This window comes from Aliidiomarina indica, assembly GCF_015354615.1.
In the GTDB taxonomy this organism is placed as follows: domain Bacteria; phylum Pseudomonadota; class Gammaproteobacteria; order Enterobacterales; family Alteromonadaceae; genus Aliidiomarina; species Aliidiomarina indica.
On record NZ_JACAVQ010000003.1, the window covers coordinates 17,957 to 33,161 of the forward strand.

A 15,205-nucleotide genomic window follows, 5' to 3' on the forward strand; every position below is an offset into this window, starting at 1 on the left:
TTTCCTGCTGATTCAAAAGATCGGTATGGACTGAACTTTCTCAGACACCTTATTATATAGCCCCACCTAAACTCAATGCGCAACCTCCCCAACCAGTAGTTTGATTCCGTTTTATACGAGAAACACAGCCGAATAAGGTAGATTGTTACTGTTTTGCGGTCTATATTAGTACAATAACAGCATTAAACTACCGAGCGCCACTATGAAAACCGTAACTCTACAACTCTTTAATCGAGGCAAATGGTGGGATGCCGCAGAACTTGACTTTGGCGGCGATAAAATGAATAGCCACGTTACCTTATCCTACCTACCCAACTACATTAGGCATGTGCTGAGCTACGCAAGAAAGGATTGCTGGGCGTGCAGTGTAAATGCGCCCGTGACTATCGTTCCAATTGATTATCCAAGCTGGCCTGCGCTGCTAGACGATTTACTACCCGCGGGTGAATCGCGCACATGGTGGCTCAATTACCTCAACGTCAGCAGAAGTAGCGAATTTGAGCAAAACTATGCACTTCTTACGAAAGCATGCATGGCGCCTATTGGGAACTTGCGAATTAAGGAAGCCGCCGAGCAAATCGATTACGATACCGCGCGACGTTTTCCCATCGATTCCGTAATCCAGTTGCAGCACGATTTCTTAGAGTACGCGAACGAGCAAGGTGCTGCAGTAGGTGGTGCAACCGGTGCTGGCGGCGTTGCTCCGAAGTTGCTTCTGATGGTTGACGATAACCAAGTGTTCATTGACGGCGATTTTGCTGGGAATCCCCTCTCTGCTACGCCATATCTCACAAAGTTTGCCAGAAACACACGTTCACCGCGCGACAACAATGTTCTGCGAGCTGAAGGCGTGTTTTATCAGGCACTGGCGAAAATACTCGCAGATACGGATGTTGAAACTATTGACGTAACGCGCATGATGATGCGTGAACACAAAGGTCAGGTTAGCCTATGGTTACCTCGTTTTGACACTACTGTAGAAAGCTCCGTAGCCACCCGCATTGGTTTAGAGAGTGTTTACTCAATTATAAATGCAGCGCCCGGAAGCTACCAAGATCACTTGATTGTAATGGAAACCGTGTGGCAGAAGATAAAAAGCACCACGAAGATGTCCAGCTTCGAATTCGCAACACAATATCTAGCACGCGATTTACTAAACCTAATTTTTGGTAACTCCGATAACCATGGCCGTAATATGTCGTTCTTAAAGCTCGAAGATGATATTCGATTCGCTCCTATTTATGACTTTGCGCCAATGAAAGCAGACCCAGAAATGATTACCCGTTTGTTCAAGTGGGGCGAAAACTGTGAGCGTAGCGGCACGGTAAGATTCGACCAAGTCGTCGAGAAACTAGAGGGCTTTGGTGAGCCTCAAGCGCTATTGGCCTACTTGCAAAACCTGGCAAAGCCTCTCATTGAGCTACCTAGCTTACTGAAAAAACTCAATTGCCCAGATGAGGTACTTAACTTCCCTGCCATTGGGTTTCGCCATGTACAACAAAAACTCATGAACTACGGGGTATACAATGCTTAACCTATCAGCTGATGAACGCAAAGCGCTCATAGCGCAAATCGATGAAGCCTTAGCTTCCAACACCATATCGATTGGTGAGGCAATAAAGAAAATCAGAACCGAGCTCTATGGTATGAATCAAAATGATTATGCCAAATTTATCAATGTCTCCGACAAAACCTTACGCGATGTTGAAAAAGGGAATACCGATGCGCGGCTATCAATTGTTAACAAATTACTTGCGCCGGGAAGTTTTCAAGTGAGCGCTCGAGCGGTGAAAAGGGTGATTTAATGTCGAAATATTTCGACACAGAAAGTCAGCTTTTTTGTTCACCGAAAATATTTTTGTCGTGGCTAAAGATCAAAAAACTGGCTTTAAAAAATCTCGCATGTGCCACTGTCTTGCAACGAGTGATCTACATCGGGGTGAAATACCAGTAAAAACCTTTTCGAAACCCCGCTTAATCTACTGTTTTTAATGAATATACCGATTAGTCCCTACTATTCCACTGCCCTACGGAGGCAGAGGTCAGTCTTTTAATGCACCAAATATTCGGCCGATGATCTCGTACAAGTTTTGTTGATTAAAGTCATAATCTGTTTCTGTTTGCACTCGGTGAACAAATACTAGGTTAGATGCTGGATAAACGCCCAGCATATGTATACCCACTCCCGTATGATAGAAGGAGCGACTTGGCCGACTTTCATTTGCGTTGATAACATTCCAAAGCATACCGTAGCCGAAATCCATGTAGGTGTTGGTAACCGAGTACGATGTAGTGCTGTCATCCACCCAATTTCTGGATATGATTGATTCGCCATCCCAGGTGCCGCCGTTCAGATATAGCTGACCGTAAAGCGCCATATCATAAGCTGACATTCTGAAGTGATAAGCAGGGTAGCGGGACCTTTCTGGTTCATATTGGTAAAAACCGTCCAACTCCTCTACGGCTTCAAAGTTTTCGAGATCAGTAACAGTGGAAAAGCGTCCCTCAAACTCTTCCATACCTATTGGGGTGGCTATTTCGCGTTCGAACGCTGTATAAATACTCTCTCCCGATAACCTTTCAAAGATTGCGCCGGCAACGTTGAAATCCCAATTATTGTAAACATAATGACTGCCCGGTTGATGTTGACCCCGTTCAGGCATCTGCTCCAACATGCCTTGTGACGTCGCTGCAGCGGGAAGGTATACACCCGACCTGGACTGTAATACTTGACGAACTGTCGCCGTCTTTTCCAGATCGGTGAGCGGCTCTATATCGTCGATCTCCAATTCGCCCAAGGTCCAGTCCAAATCAATGAGACCACGGTCGACATAGATACCAAACAGAGAGTTCAACATTGCTTTTCGGATTGAGTGGATGGTGTGTTTTTGATGAATGTCACCAAACTCAAACACGACCTCGCCGTTACTCATCAGCACCATAGACGACGTATTTGTAGTTTCCAGAAACTCATTAAGTTCGTCGAGTTTTTGCGCTTCAAACTGCGCAATGGGTCGTTCTCCTATGCTTTCATTGGCAGCAAAGGCGTATCCGCTAGTTACAATAACAAGAACGAAAAACAGACTTATTCTACGTTTCATCAACTCTCTCTTTATATACCATTATTTATGGCTTCAATGTGTCTAACAAATTAGTGGCAATTCATATCGATAGTGTACGTTTACCCAACGCATACCGTACGTGACGCGATTTTAAATAGCTCAAAAACTGATCAAGTTTTGGTCTTCTCTAATATTTCCAATTGTTGTCCAAAAGCAGAGGGTCAAAACGTTCCTTGGATCGACACTGTGACTATCGGTCCAATACGACGGTCACGCTCTTCAACAAAAGCAATGGAATCGGTGCGGCGGCCTTCATAAACTGTGCGATCCCACATACTACGCGCCCCAAGCAAATTGCCGAGTGTCGCCCGCACCGTGTGTCCAAACACACTGCGGTGCTCTAGATAGGCACTCGCCCATACCGGTCCCTCCCAGAATCGCCCTTGCTCCGTTAATCGTACGTTTCTCGCTTCATACACGTAGGATGCATTCATCCCCCACCCCCAATCACTCCCTGGGGGGTCACTTCTGAGCACGATGCTGGCTAGATTTTCTAGGCTACGACTGATGGATCGTGTTTCACCGGTTAAGGGATCCTCCACCCGGCTGTCCTGCCAAATGAACCGAGTATCGACCCGGCCGCCTTCCCAACCCAGTGCCGCTAAATCAAATGTGTTCTTCCATTCCACACCATAGCGCCACGCGTGATCGAGATTACCCGGCGATTCACCATCGTCACCAATGGGAATGATATCGACGATGTCATCAATGCGGTGTACGTAAGCTCTCAGCGTCGTGTTCCCCATCTCGCCAATGTTCGTCGAAAGTTCACTTTCTAACTCCCATAACTGTGGCGGTCGCAAGTTTGGATTCGCAGAATTTCTGACATCGTCGTTGAGGTTCACACTTGATAGAAAATCATTAAAATTGAGCTGCCCGACACGACGTTGTAACCGAATATTGGCGTCGGTACCAGAGGATAGTTGCCAGGCAAGGCTGACTGAGCCTTTAGGGCGTCGGAAATGGCGCGTCATACCATCAGCACCCACCTGCTCCAAGCGGGAATACTCACCTCCTGCATTCACTTGTAGAGTTAAATTATCTCGAAGCTGACGATTGTAGCCGGCCATAACCTCCATGCGTTTTTCTTCTACAACTGCCGTGGCACCCGGCAATTGTACTGGCTGGAATTGGCCGTCTTGTAATTGGAATAAACTGGCGGTGCTATCAAGTTGATTGAATGCCGCTTCTGATGAGAACTGCCACTCACCACCCTCTTGAACAAGTCGATATTCTGCCCTCACGATGTGCTCGCTTTCCTCACTCGTTCGATCAAATCGACTGCCTGAATCAGGGCGATCATCAGCGTAATACATATAAAGCTCATTTGAAGAATCAACGTGCATGGCACGCGTGAGACCGATGAGTTTCAGTCGACCTGGCCCCCACGAGAACTCATAGTCAGCGCCTAGCTCGTAGTTATAGCCATCGGCATCACCCCGCAACTCGCGTTGACGATCCACCATGTCCGGACCACTTCTCGTTCCATTCTCCGCAAAATACTCAAAAATCTGACGATAAAGGACATTAATATTAGCGACCGAGTCGCCAAGATCATTGATGACAAAACGGCCACTCAGGCGAGGTTGATTAAACCGTGATTTCCACTGATCTTCACGATATTCAATCACATCACCTTGGGCATTCCTTATCACAGTAGGGCCGTCGGCCCCACCGTGACCGGAACGGTTATCTAAGCCTAGGGAATACTCAACACGTCCTGTATGACCTCCCGCTGAGACTTCAAAGTTGGAAAGACGAGGGTCCGTATTGTAAGGACGAAATTCAGGACGCCATACGTAAGCACCATTAATGCGCTCGGCTTTAACAATCACGTTAGCCACTTGTCCGGACAAACCGGACACATCGAGTGTTGAGCCATCAACAATTTCAATACGCACTACATTTTTGGTAGGAATACGGCCAAGCTCTCCGATAACGTCATTACTCTTTCCCGACATCCGTTGCCCATTGATCAACACGTTACCCGTTGCCTGCCCTAAGCCACGCTCTTGAATTTGTTCACGTATCACAAAGCCGGGCACCTGCTGAAGCATTTCTAATGCATTTCGAGGCGCATACCGCTCAAAGTCTGCGGCTTCATAAATACGGCGCCCCTCACTAAGTTGCAGATCAGTGTCACCTGCAATCGCAGGAGCCGACAAGAAAGATAAAGCCAAAGCGAAACCTAAGGTTGGAAACGGTTTTAAGTTCATAAAAAGACTCTTCATAGTTTTTATCAATTTGTACGAATGCCTTCCGTACAAAACTCAGCTGTCAGTAATTAATGTTGGTATTAATATTCTATGAAGCAATTAACGTGCCAACAAAAAACACATTAAAAATCAACCGGATAAAAAACTAGAGGGAGAGTGAAAATGATAGAACTCACAAGTATCTCGTGCTTTTTACTACTTTTTGGCGCTGGAGTGCTTAATTGACTTGAGAAGCTCCGCTGTCCACTTCCCCTAGACTCACGACTGTCTAGTGAAAGCTGGGAAGTCCAAATCAGGTTTTCTCGGCCACGTGAAAGTTCTTTTTGTAACTTACGGTACAACTTGAGGCCAATTTACGGTGTTGTTGCCAACAGTAAATACCTCCGATCTTTCTACTGCGGGAAGCACCGCAGGTGAAACCACGTTTACCCTAGCGTTATCTGGCTGTTCTGGAACCGCAACCACAACTCAAACCAACTTTGTTGGTAATAATGTTGATGCGAACGGTAATTTAGCCAATATCGTTGCTGACGGCTACGCAACTAATGTTGCACTTCAGCTGTTAGACGCGCCCGGTGGCGCGGCTATTGACCTCAATTCTACAATCAACACGCGAACGGTTATTAATCAGATAATGATAATCTGAAGGTCGATTTGACTCCAATCCAGCACTTGCAACTCTCCCTGCTATTTATTCAAGCTCTGTGCGCTTGTAAAGAAAAGATTTAGTTCGCTCTATTGCCTAGTAACAAAAGGATTACGCAACTAGAGTTAACCTACTGGCCCGGCGGTTGCGTTAACGACGGAGGGGTGAATTGTTGCAAAACAATATGTCACCCGTGCCGCGCTCACGACTATTCTAGTTAGGGCGTAAACGCGCTCCGGAGGGGCTATGGATCTAAAGAGTGGATATCCGTTTTGGGCCATCAAAAATGGTCTCATATCGAACTTTCCTCCGGTAACATCGGATATAGAATGTGATGTTGTCGTTATCGGCGGCGGTATAACTGGCGCGCTCATTGCCGATGAACTGACCACTAGCGGCTTTGCCACAACGGTCGTGGAGCAGCGCGATATAGGTTGGGGGAGTACATCTGCGAGCACTGCGTTGCTTCAGTATGAAATCGACACGCATTTGCTCGATCTGGTGAAGTGGTATGGTGAAAAGGATGGCGTAATGGCGTACCAAGGTTGTGCCGATGCGATTGATTCGCTCGCTGAACTTGCGTCGGAAGTGGGGGATGTAGACTTCGCTCGGCAGCAAAGCCTTTATTTCGCCAGCCGACCAGAAGACACCAACACGCTTCATGACGAATTTAAATTGCGGCGTAAACATGGTTTTAAGGCTGACTGGCTCGCAGCGAATGTCGTTCAGGAGCGCTATGGCCTGCTTTCATCAGGCGCCATTTTAACCCATCACGCAGCACGCATTGACCCCTACCGAATGACCTATCGTTTGTTGGAGCGACTCGTGGTTCGCGGTGGTCAGGTATTTGACCGCACCACCATTGCAACCATTACACCGAAGGCTAAGGGCGTAATTTTGCGCACCACTGATGGCGCTCAACTTCGCTGTCAGTATGTGGTTATGGCGGCGGGCTATGCCTCGCAAAGGTGGTTAAAGCAGAAAGTGGCGAAAAATCTAAGTACCTACGCATTTATTACTGATCCTATGGATAAAGACGCTCTCGGAGCACTGGCCACCACCATGATGTGGGAATCTGCGCGCCCCTATTTGTATTTCCGTTGCACAGGTGAAGGCCGTTTGTTGGTGGGTGGTGAGGACGACGACGTGGATATTCCAGCACGACGCGATGCCCGAGTGCGGGAAAAATGCCATAAACTCATTCATCGTATTTCAGAAATTTTTCCGAAATTTGACCTCATTCCCACGTTTTCATGGGCCGGCACCTTCGCTGAAACAGATGATGGTTTGCCATTTTTAGGTCCACACAGAGAATATGGCTCACGCGTGTTATTCGCCATGGCATACGGAGGCAATGGCATCACTTATAGCATGATTGGGGCCAAGCTGATTCGCGACGAAATTGAAGGAAGATCGCATCAATTAGCCAAGTTGTTTTCATTTGACCGCCTAGACCGTATAAACTAGTGATATTGTGTTGCCATCATTGCCAGTTCAGGGCGCCAGCGCAACTACCAGCAAGAGACGATAAGAGGCTAGATATTCGATTATGAAGAATGCATTACAGGAGCAGCTGCTCAAGGCCGGGCTGGCCGATGCAAAGAAATTAAAGTCGCTGAATAAAGAAAAGCATCAGCAAAAGAAGAAAGCGGGGAAAAAGCATCAGGTGGTGAATGAGGCGACGCTGCTCGTTGAACAGCAACGCAAAGAAAAAGTTGCCCGAGATCAGGAGCTGAATCGTCAGCGCCAGGCCGAACTCGAAGAAAAAGCCGTTGCCAGTCAAGTCCGGCAACTTATCGAGGTCAATCGCGTTAAGCATCAGGGCGATGTTGCGTTTAATTTTGCTGATGGCTCTTTAGTGAAACGTCTACATGTGAGCCAGAAACTTCACAACGAACTAAGCCGCGGCCAATTAGCCATTGCCCGAGATGGCCAAGGCTATGCTTTAATTCCAGCTGCGGTTGCTGAGAAGATTCAGCAACGCATACCGGATACTATCGTCTTATTAAATTCCCGAGATACGCCCGATAACAAACCTGACGAAGACGACCCATACGCCGATTATCAAATTCCAGACGATTTAATCTGGTAGCCCTGGCGACGTATTAAAAATCTGACTCGTTCTTGGCATCTGGTCTCTAACGCGTGCGGGGTGATTTATTTTCATCAAGCACCAACCTTACCTTGGTCGCCAATTCCATACGGGTGTATGGCTTGCTGAGCAGATGAACTCCGCGATCTAATCTCCCATGATGAACAATCGCGTTTTCCGTATAACCCGAGGTGAATAGTACGTTTAACGCGGGGTAGCGTTCTCGAGCTTGATCCGCAAGTTCACGGCCATTCATACCTCCCGGCATGACGATGTCCGTTAACAAAAGATCGACATCCTTGTTGTTCTGCAAGGCGGTCAAAGCCTCGTGCCCGGAACTGACGGAGGTTACTCGATAGCCTAATGAGCGCAGCTGTCGCTCCAAACTTTGCATCACCAAATCGTTATCTTCGGCAATTAAAATATGCTCCGTTCCACCTTGAGGCAGATTTCTTTTGGCTGCTTGCAGGTTTTCCGGAAGCACATTACTCACTCTCGGGAAATAGAGTTTCACCGATGTTCCTTCATTTGGCTCAGAGTAAATACTGATATGCCCACCCGATTGCTTGGTGAAACCGAAAACCATACTCAAGCCCAATCCACTGCCCTTCCCAACTTCCTTCGTTGTGAAGAAGGGTTCAAAAGCTTGATTCACCGTCTCTTCATCCATACCAATTCCGGTATCTGATACACAGATCATGACATAATCACCGGGAGCTACTTCAAAGTGGTGAACCGCATAATCTTCATCCAACGTTACATTTTGCGTTTCAATGGTAAGTTTTCCGCCATTACTCATGGCGTCTCGAGCATTAATAACAAGGTTTAGTAACGCGGTTTCCAGTTCTCCTGCATCGATCTCCGTAATACTCGCGTCGGAGCTGGTAGTTAGTTCGAGTTCAAGGTCTTCTGGCAACGTTCGGCGAATTAACCCTCGCATCCCTTTCAATAATTGATTGAGCTCAGTGGGTTTAGGATCCAGAGGTTGGCGGCGAGCAAACGCCAACAACCGGCTTGTTAATTCGGCGCCCAGACGAGCTGCTGACAAGGTTATCTCTGTCATGGATTGCAGCTCTGTATCAGAGGTCCGCTCCATCATCATTTCGCTATTGCCAATAATCACCGTCAACAGATTGTTGAAATCGTGAGCTACGCCTCCGGTAAGGTGTCCGACAGCTTCTAGCTTTTGAGACTCGCGTAACCGCTTCTCAATTTCCAATCGCTCAGTGATGTCGCGCTCAATGGCGACTAAGTGAGTGCACTCACCTTCATCGTTAAGAAGGGGAACAATCTCTATCTCTAGACAATACTCTTGGCCAGACTTTGTATAATTAATCAATTGTGTGCGAACTGCTCTCTGCTCTTTCAGTGCCCTCTTGATTCTATCCAGTTCAGCGCGATCGGTTTTCGGTCCTTGAAGTATTCTCGGGCTTTTTCCGATAATTTCATTTGCCTCATAGCCTGTAACCTGTGTAAAAGCCTCATTCACGTAAACCGTTTCTGGGCCAGGCTCGTCCAAAGGATTGGCCTTTGTGATAATGATGATATCGTTCAGTCTCGACACTGCGAGATCAAGCAGTTTGAGCCTTTCTCGTTCTTCGCGTAACTTAGTGATGTCTGAAAAATACACGGATATCCCATCAGGAGAGGGGTAAACATGAACTTCAAGCCATTTTCCGCTAGGTGAGAAATATTCTTCAAAGTGAAGCTTTTGCTTGGCCTTTGCAGCACGTCGATATCTCTCTGCGAAGGGACTTTCGTAACCGATAGGGCATTTTTCCCAAATAATTTCCCCATCTAGCTCTTCTGCCGTGCTGCCAAGCACCTCAGCTGCTTTTTGATTTACGTAGGTAAACCGGAACTCATGATCAAGCGTAAAAAACGCATCTGTAATACTTTCCACGGTATGGCGAAATTTCGACGCCAGATGCTCTGATTCTTCCTGAAGTCGACAAAGATCATCGATATCAATCGATGAACCAAACCAACGAACCAACTTTCCATTGGCATCCCGTTGTACGAGAGCTTGAGTCTTAAACCAAATGTACTCTCCATCATGGCGCTGCAAACGGAAATCTATTAGATACGGTTCGCCAGTTGCTACTGAATGACTCCATACCTTCATGGTATCTTCCCGATCATCCGGATGTAGCAGTGCGAGCCAATTATCGAGAATTTCGTCTTTCGATTTTCCAGAGAACTTCGCCAAACTGTTGCTGACGAAGTCAATGACCCCGTGACCGTCAGCAGACCATACCTGAACCGGCATGGCTTCGATGAAATCATCCATGGTCTCGCGCTGTGCTTGCTCGAGTTCTCGAATCTCCAAGTTTTGTTCTCGCACAGTGCGAAGCTTGTGAAAATAAACATAAGTAAGTAAAAGCACTAGAACGGAGAGGAGCCGATTGCTAATTATGTAGATATCCGGAACATTTAGAATATTTGGCGCCAAGAAGTAGATTGCTACCGTTGCTGCGAAACTAATCAACAACACACACAGTCGCATCCGGTCACTAATATTTGGAAGTATCATTGCACACGCCAAAATCGGCACATAGAGCATGCCGTGCGCGAAACCCAGGGGAGTTAAAAAATCCGTCAGAAAAACCAGAATTAAACTCACCCAGATCAAACTAGTACGAAGAGCTGAATGTTGAAATATAGTTTTTATTGTTTTCAAAAAGTTAACCTCGGAGTACGCGCCGCACTTTGGTAGCCAGCTCCAAACGGGTATAGGGTTTACTAAGTAGCTCGACGCCGGGATCAAGACGGCCGTGATGCACAATGGCGTTTTCGGTATAGCCCGACGTAAATAGAACCTTCAGCGAAGGGTTGTTTTCTCGAGCTTTATCGGCCAGTTCACGGCCATTCATTCCCCCCGGCATCACAATATCTGTTAACAGCAAATCAATATCGTCACGTTCTCCCAGTGATATGAGTGCATCCGGACCGGAACTGACCGCGGTTACCTTGTATCCCAGCGAGCGTAATTGCCGTTCAAGATGCTGAAGTACTAGGGGGTCATCCTCGGCAATCAAAATATGCTCGATTCCGCCCTCGGGCAGTAACTCTGCTATTGGCTGGTAGGTCTTTCCTTGCATATGCTTCACGCGTGGAAAATACAACTTAACACTCGTCCCTTCATTTGGCTCCGAGTAGATACTGATGTGTCCACCTGATTGTTTAGTAAAACCAAACACCATACTTAAGCCAAGTCCGCTACCTTTGCCCACGGCTTTAGTGGAAAAGAAAGGCTCGAATACCCGCTGAGCTACTTCAGGGGGCATTCCAGTACCGGTGTCTGATATGCACAGCATCACATACTCACCAGGGGTCACTTCCGCATGCCGTTCTGCATAGTCTTGATCGAGTATTGTACTCGTGACCTCGATGGTAAGTGTTCCGCCGCTCAGCATGGCATCTCGTGCATTGATAACCAAATTCAGCAAGGCTGTGTCGAGTTCGCTCGCATCGACTTCGGCAATCACAGAATCAGTTCCGGGCACGAACACAAACTCAATATTTTCCGGTAGAGTGCGCCGAATCAATCCGCGCATAGCTTCGACTAGTTGATTGAGGTCCGTTGGCTTGGGATCGAGTGGCTGACGGCGAGCAAATGCTAGCAGCCGGCTCGTCAGTTCTGCCCCCCGTGAAGCGGCTGATACCGTCATCTCAGCCATGGTCTGCAGTTCCGGGTCCGTCGTGAGCTCCGCCATCATTTCTGCATTACCGAGAATAACGGTCAACAAGTTATTGAAATCATGGGCCACGCCACCCGTCAGATGGCCTACAGCTTCCATTTTTTGTGATTCACGCAGCTTGAGTTCCAATTCCATTCGTTCCGAAATATCAAGCATGCTTCCAACCATGCGAGTCGCCCGACCGTTTGCATCCCGAATCACGAAACCGCGATCGACCACTGTCGCCACCTCACCATCACTTTTTATAAAGCGATATTCGTGTGTCCATTGGTTTTCTTCACCTTCAAGTACCTTCTGTATGCTATCTACAGTCCGTTCCAAGTCATCAGGATGAAGGCGCCGTGTCCAGGATTCCGGCCCCGGTTCCATATCGGCTAAGGAATATCCGAATAATTCCGTAATCGAATCATTCCACCAAACTTGATCGTTTGTTAAATCCCAGTCCCAAATAACATCGTTCGTGGCTTTTGATATGAGATTAAATCGTTCCTGATGCTCACGTTCCCGAGTGACATCCCTGAAATAGACCGCCAAGCCGTCTGGAATTGGGTAAGCACTAATATCAAACCACTTGTTTAAGGGGGGATAAAACTCTCTAAAACGAACCGTTTTCTGACTTTCAAAGGCTTTTTGATATTGTTTCTCTATTTCGCTCCCTTTCACTGCAGGGAACTCCGCAAAGACATTTTTACCGAGTAGTTCATCCTCGGAACGCTCAAGTAATACGCCAGCTTGTTTATTGAGGTAGGTAAAGTGCCACTCTTTATTTAGTGCATAAAAGGCGTCACTAATGCTTTCTAGGATATTTAGGCGATGTTGTTCTTCCTCATCCGCTCGCAGCTGGGCTTCGCGCAAGATAGAAATGTCTTGCAGTGCGCCCTGTACCGCAATGACTTTTCCCTGATCACTCCATTGCGCCTCGCCCATGGCTCGGACCCAAGGGCGCCGGCCGTCAGGGCACTGTAATTGACAAGTAATATCAAAGGCATCGCCCCGCTCAGCACATTGGAGAAAGGCCTTTTCAACCTTCGAACGAAACTCTGGGGCGTAGAAATCTATCGCTTCAGCGACATTGGCAGGAGCATACGCTGCTGGCATACCATGCATCACCGCCGTCTCTGGTGTCCAGTAGACTGTCTTAGAATCAAGATCAACTCTCCAACCGCCTAAACGAGCCTTTTCCCCCGCCAACCGAAGCAGTTGCTCAGCCTGTGTCAACTGATTTCTCGTAATGATTAAAGGGGAAATATCCTGAACATATCCAACAACAATTTCACCATTAGGGGTTATATGGCGCTCACCCACCCCCTTGATGTAACGAACATTTCCATCGCGAGCACGCACACGGTGTTCAAACAAAATTTGCGGCGCATTGTCATCCGCAAAAGCTTGATAAACCGCCTTGGCTGCGTCCCGATCATCCGGGTGCACCATGGCAAAATACTCGTCGAAGTTAGGTGCAGATGTTCTATGCGCTACATCATAAATGTCGAAGACTTGTCGGGACCAATTTAAGTCACCAGTGCTCGGGTCATATTCCCAGGTGCCAAGTCGTAGCAGTCGCTCTGCTGTGCGCATGCGAGCTTCATGCTCTTGCAGCTTTAACAACGCCTGTCTTAATTCTTTAGAACGAATTACTAAATCTTGAACGGCGATTCTGTTGCCAGTTTCAAGCCAAGACTCCGTACTATCTCCCTGAACTATCTTAGTTACATCTTCTACCCGATGCATGATGTACTCGACAGTATCGTCCTTACACAAGACCGGACTGTTCACCGGGCTCCAATAGCGTTCTTCGAAATTCCCGGAAGGTAAGCGTATCGGATAACGCTGTATTCCCATTACATCAGCAGTTTTGAGCGATAAGACTCGCTGCAATGAGGCAGATAGTGTCTTTACGCCATCGCTTGACGGATCATCGGGATCGTCCGGAAATACTTCAAAGAGTGTCTTTCCTACGAGATCACTTTCCTGAGTCATTGTTGATTTTAAGTATTCATCAGTGACCGCAATAATTTCGAAATTTTCTGGCTCAAGGACCAGGATTTTTCCTGGCGACGCTTTAAACAAACGTCTGAACTGAGCATCACTAGTGTGCGACATATTTACTTTTACCCAATTCTCCCCTCCAAGCGGAAGCGGCTGAGCAATCCATAGGTCGCGCAATAAAGTAACCCTGAGCTTCGTCACACCCGAGATCTCGCAAGTAATTCAATGCCAACTCATCCTCAACACCTTCGGCCACGACATTTAAGCCAAGTGATTTTCCAAGTCCAATTACAGCAGCGGCGATTTTACGAGATTCATCAGAGCTAGATAATGTCTTTACGAAGGTTTGATCGATCTTCAATTCCGAGAAAGGTAGCCTCGCCAACTGAACAAGCGAAGAATAGCCGACCCCAAAATCATCAATCGACAGCTGAAAGCCACGAATTCTAAACTGGGTTAAGCTCTCCAATAGTGCTAATGGATTATCCATATTGGCCGTTTCGGTCACTTCCAGAATAATTCGTGACGGTGAAATACCGTTACTTTCGCACTCGGAAAGTAACCAACGCGGGAAGGTATCATCTATTAAATTAATCGGTGACAGGTTCAACGCACATTTGAAGCTCTTATCCTTCATTTGCAGTGGCATATTAGCAAGGGCAAAACGGTAAATCTGACGGGTTAGTTCATTGATGAGCCCTGACTGTTCAGCCAAGCAGATAAACTGATCGGGCGGTACCATTCGCCCCTCTTCGCACGGCCAGCGGGCTAAACACTCGAAGCCCACTAACTTACCAGAAAAGCAGGATATTTTCGGCTGAAAGTGGGTAACGAATACGTTAGTAGTTATCGCATCTTGGAGCTGCTCTACCGTCACGGGCTCGTTCAAGAACGTGCGGGAGGATGTCACCTCTTGAGTTTCTGCTGACAGCATCGCCAGTAAATCTGTTCGGGAGAAAGGCTTTGAGAGGGTTCCAAGCAGTCTCAGGCCGTTCTCGCGAACAGCTCTAGCTGAAGAATCCAGTATTCTCCCGCCCAGTCCGGAGATAATAAGTACAGCTGCCTGGCATTCTATCTCAGCAAGTTCATGAATGACCTCAATACCATCCCTATCGGCCAGCTGAAGATCAACAATAACGTGGGTAGGTGACCAAGAGGACAACTTTTCAAGAAAGCCTTCCGAGTCACACGAGAAATCAGTCTCGTACCCTGCCGACTTTGCCAATAGACAAATGGTATTGGCGACGTCTTGCTCATCATCCAATACCAGCAACCGACCTAAACTTTCATTCTTATTCACGACAATTTCCTCACTTTTGCTCTTTCGGCGGGACATAACTTTTTTCTTCACCGGTATAACAAGATACCGAGAGTCATAAGCTGCGCGTAAGGATTCCCTCATTGCTATCATTCGATAAAACAAAAGGCCTTATTGCAAA

At 47.2% G+C, this 15,205-nt stretch carries 10 protein-coding genes; 5 read left to right on the plus strand and 5 right to left on the minus strand.

The window, feature by feature from the left end; genetic code table 11:
* The first annotated feature begins 202 nt into the window (after positions 1 to 202).
* Together HXZ99_RS05925 and HXZ99_RS05930 are read left to right on the plus strand one after the other, a co-directional pair.
* Positions 203 to 1,534, plus strand: a complete 1,332-nt coding sequence (locus tag HXZ99_RS05925; RefSeq protein WP_194756363.1) for a type II toxin-antitoxin system HipA family toxin — start codon at positions 203 to 205, stop codon at positions 1,532 to 1,534.
* Positions 1,527 to 1,805, plus strand: a complete 279-nt coding sequence (locus HXZ99_RS05930) for a helix-turn-helix transcriptional regulator (RefSeq protein WP_194756364.1) — start codon at positions 1,527 to 1,529, stop codon at positions 1,803 to 1,805. The genes HXZ99_RS05925 and HXZ99_RS05930 overlap by 8 nt, the downstream gene beginning before the upstream one ends.
* Positions 1,806 to 2,042: 237 nt before the next feature.
* On the opposite strand, the gene HXZ99_RS05935 is transcribed toward HXZ99_RS05930, so the two are convergent.
* A complete protein-coding gene (locus HXZ99_RS05935; RefSeq protein WP_194756365.1) occupies positions 2,043 to 3,101 on the minus strand; it encodes a serine hydrolase domain-containing protein in 1,059 nt (352 codons plus the stop codon).
* Between the two features lie 182 nt (positions 3,102 to 3,283).
* A complete protein-coding gene (locus HXZ99_RS05940; protein ID WP_194756366.1) occupies positions 3,284 to 5,338 on the minus strand; it encodes a TonB-dependent receptor plug domain-containing protein in 2,055 nt (684 codons plus the stop codon).
* A gap of 358 nt (positions 5,339 to 5,696) precedes the next feature.
* Between HXZ99_RS05940 and HXZ99_RS05945 the strand changes: the two genes are divergently transcribed.
* From HXZ99_RS05945 to HXZ99_RS05955, 3 genes are all read left to right on the plus strand, one after another.
* Positions 5,697 to 5,984, plus strand: coding sequence for a fimbrial protein (locus HXZ99_RS05945; RefSeq protein WP_194756367.1), 288 nt, complete (start codon positions 5,697 to 5,699; stop codon positions 5,982 to 5,984).
* Positions 5,985 to 6,230: 246 nt separating this feature from the next.
* On the plus strand, positions 6,231 to 7,451 hold the full coding sequence (locus tag HXZ99_RS05950; protein WP_194756368.1) for an NAD(P)/FAD-dependent oxidoreductase: 1,221 nt from the start codon (positions 6,231 to 6,233) through the stop codon (positions 7,449 to 7,451).
* A gap of 82 nt (positions 7,452 to 7,533) precedes the next feature.
* Complete coding sequence (locus tag HXZ99_RS05955; RefSeq protein WP_194756369.1) at positions 7,534 to 8,076, plus strand: DUF2058 domain-containing protein; 543 nt, start codon at positions 7,534 to 7,536, stop codon at positions 8,074 to 8,076.
* A 46-nt stretch (positions 8,077 to 8,122) separates the two neighbouring features.
* Here the strand turns inward: HXZ99_RS05955 and HXZ99_RS05960 are convergent, their stop codons facing one another.
* From HXZ99_RS05960 to HXZ99_RS05970, 3 genes are all read right to left on the minus strand, one after another.
* A complete protein-coding gene (locus HXZ99_RS05960; RefSeq protein WP_194756370.1) occupies positions 8,123 to 10,609 on the minus strand; it encodes a hybrid sensor histidine kinase/response regulator in 2,487 nt (828 codons plus the stop codon).
* A 151-nt stretch (positions 10,610 to 10,760) separates the two neighbouring features.
* Complete coding sequence (locus tag HXZ99_RS05965) at positions 10,761 to 13,880, minus strand: hybrid sensor histidine kinase/response regulator (protein ID WP_194756371.1); 3,120 nt, start codon at positions 13,878 to 13,880, stop codon at positions 10,761 to 10,763.
* Positions 13,867 to 15,066: an EAL domain-containing response regulator gene (locus tag HXZ99_RS05970; protein WP_331458476.1), complete on the minus strand. Its 1,200-nt coding sequence runs from the start codon at positions 15,064 to 15,066 to the stop codon at positions 13,867 to 13,869. Before HXZ99_RS05970 ends, HXZ99_RS05965 begins: the two co-directional genes overlap by 14 nt.
* Positions 15,067 to 15,205: the final 139 nt, after the last annotated feature.

Bases quoted from the DNA above. Each gene is read 5' to 3' on its own strand.
- HXZ99_RS05950 (WP_194756368.1), top strand. From the start codon at position 6,231: ATGGATCTAAAGAGTGGATATCCGTTTTGGGCCATCAAAAATGGTCTC.
- HXZ99_RS05925 (WP_194756363.1), top strand. From the start codon at position 203: ATGAAAACCGTAACTCTACAACTCTTTAATCGAGGCAAATGGTGGGAT.
- HXZ99_RS05955 (WP_194756369.1), top strand. From the start codon at position 7,534: ATGAAGAATGCATTACAGGAGCAGCTGCTCAAGGCCGGGCTGGCCGAT.
- HXZ99_RS05965 (WP_194756371.1), bottom strand. From the start codon at position 13,880: ATGTCGCACACTAGTGATGCTCAGTTCAGACGTTTGTTTAAAGCGTCG.
- HXZ99_RS05960 (WP_194756370.1), bottom strand. From the start codon at position 10,609: ATGATACTTCCAAATATTAGTGACCGGATGCGACTGTGTGTGTTGTTG.
- HXZ99_RS05935 (WP_194756365.1), bottom strand. From the start codon at position 3,101: ATGAAACGTAGAATAAGTCTGTTTTTCGTTCTTGTTATTGTAACTAGC.
- HXZ99_RS05930 (WP_194756364.1), top strand. From the start codon at position 1,527: ATGCTTAACCTATCAGCTGATGAACGCAAAGCGCTCATAGCGCAAATC.
- HXZ99_RS05940 (WP_194756366.1), bottom strand. From the start codon at position 5,338: ATGAACTTAAAACCGTTTCCAACCTTAGGTTTCGCTTTGGCTTTATCT.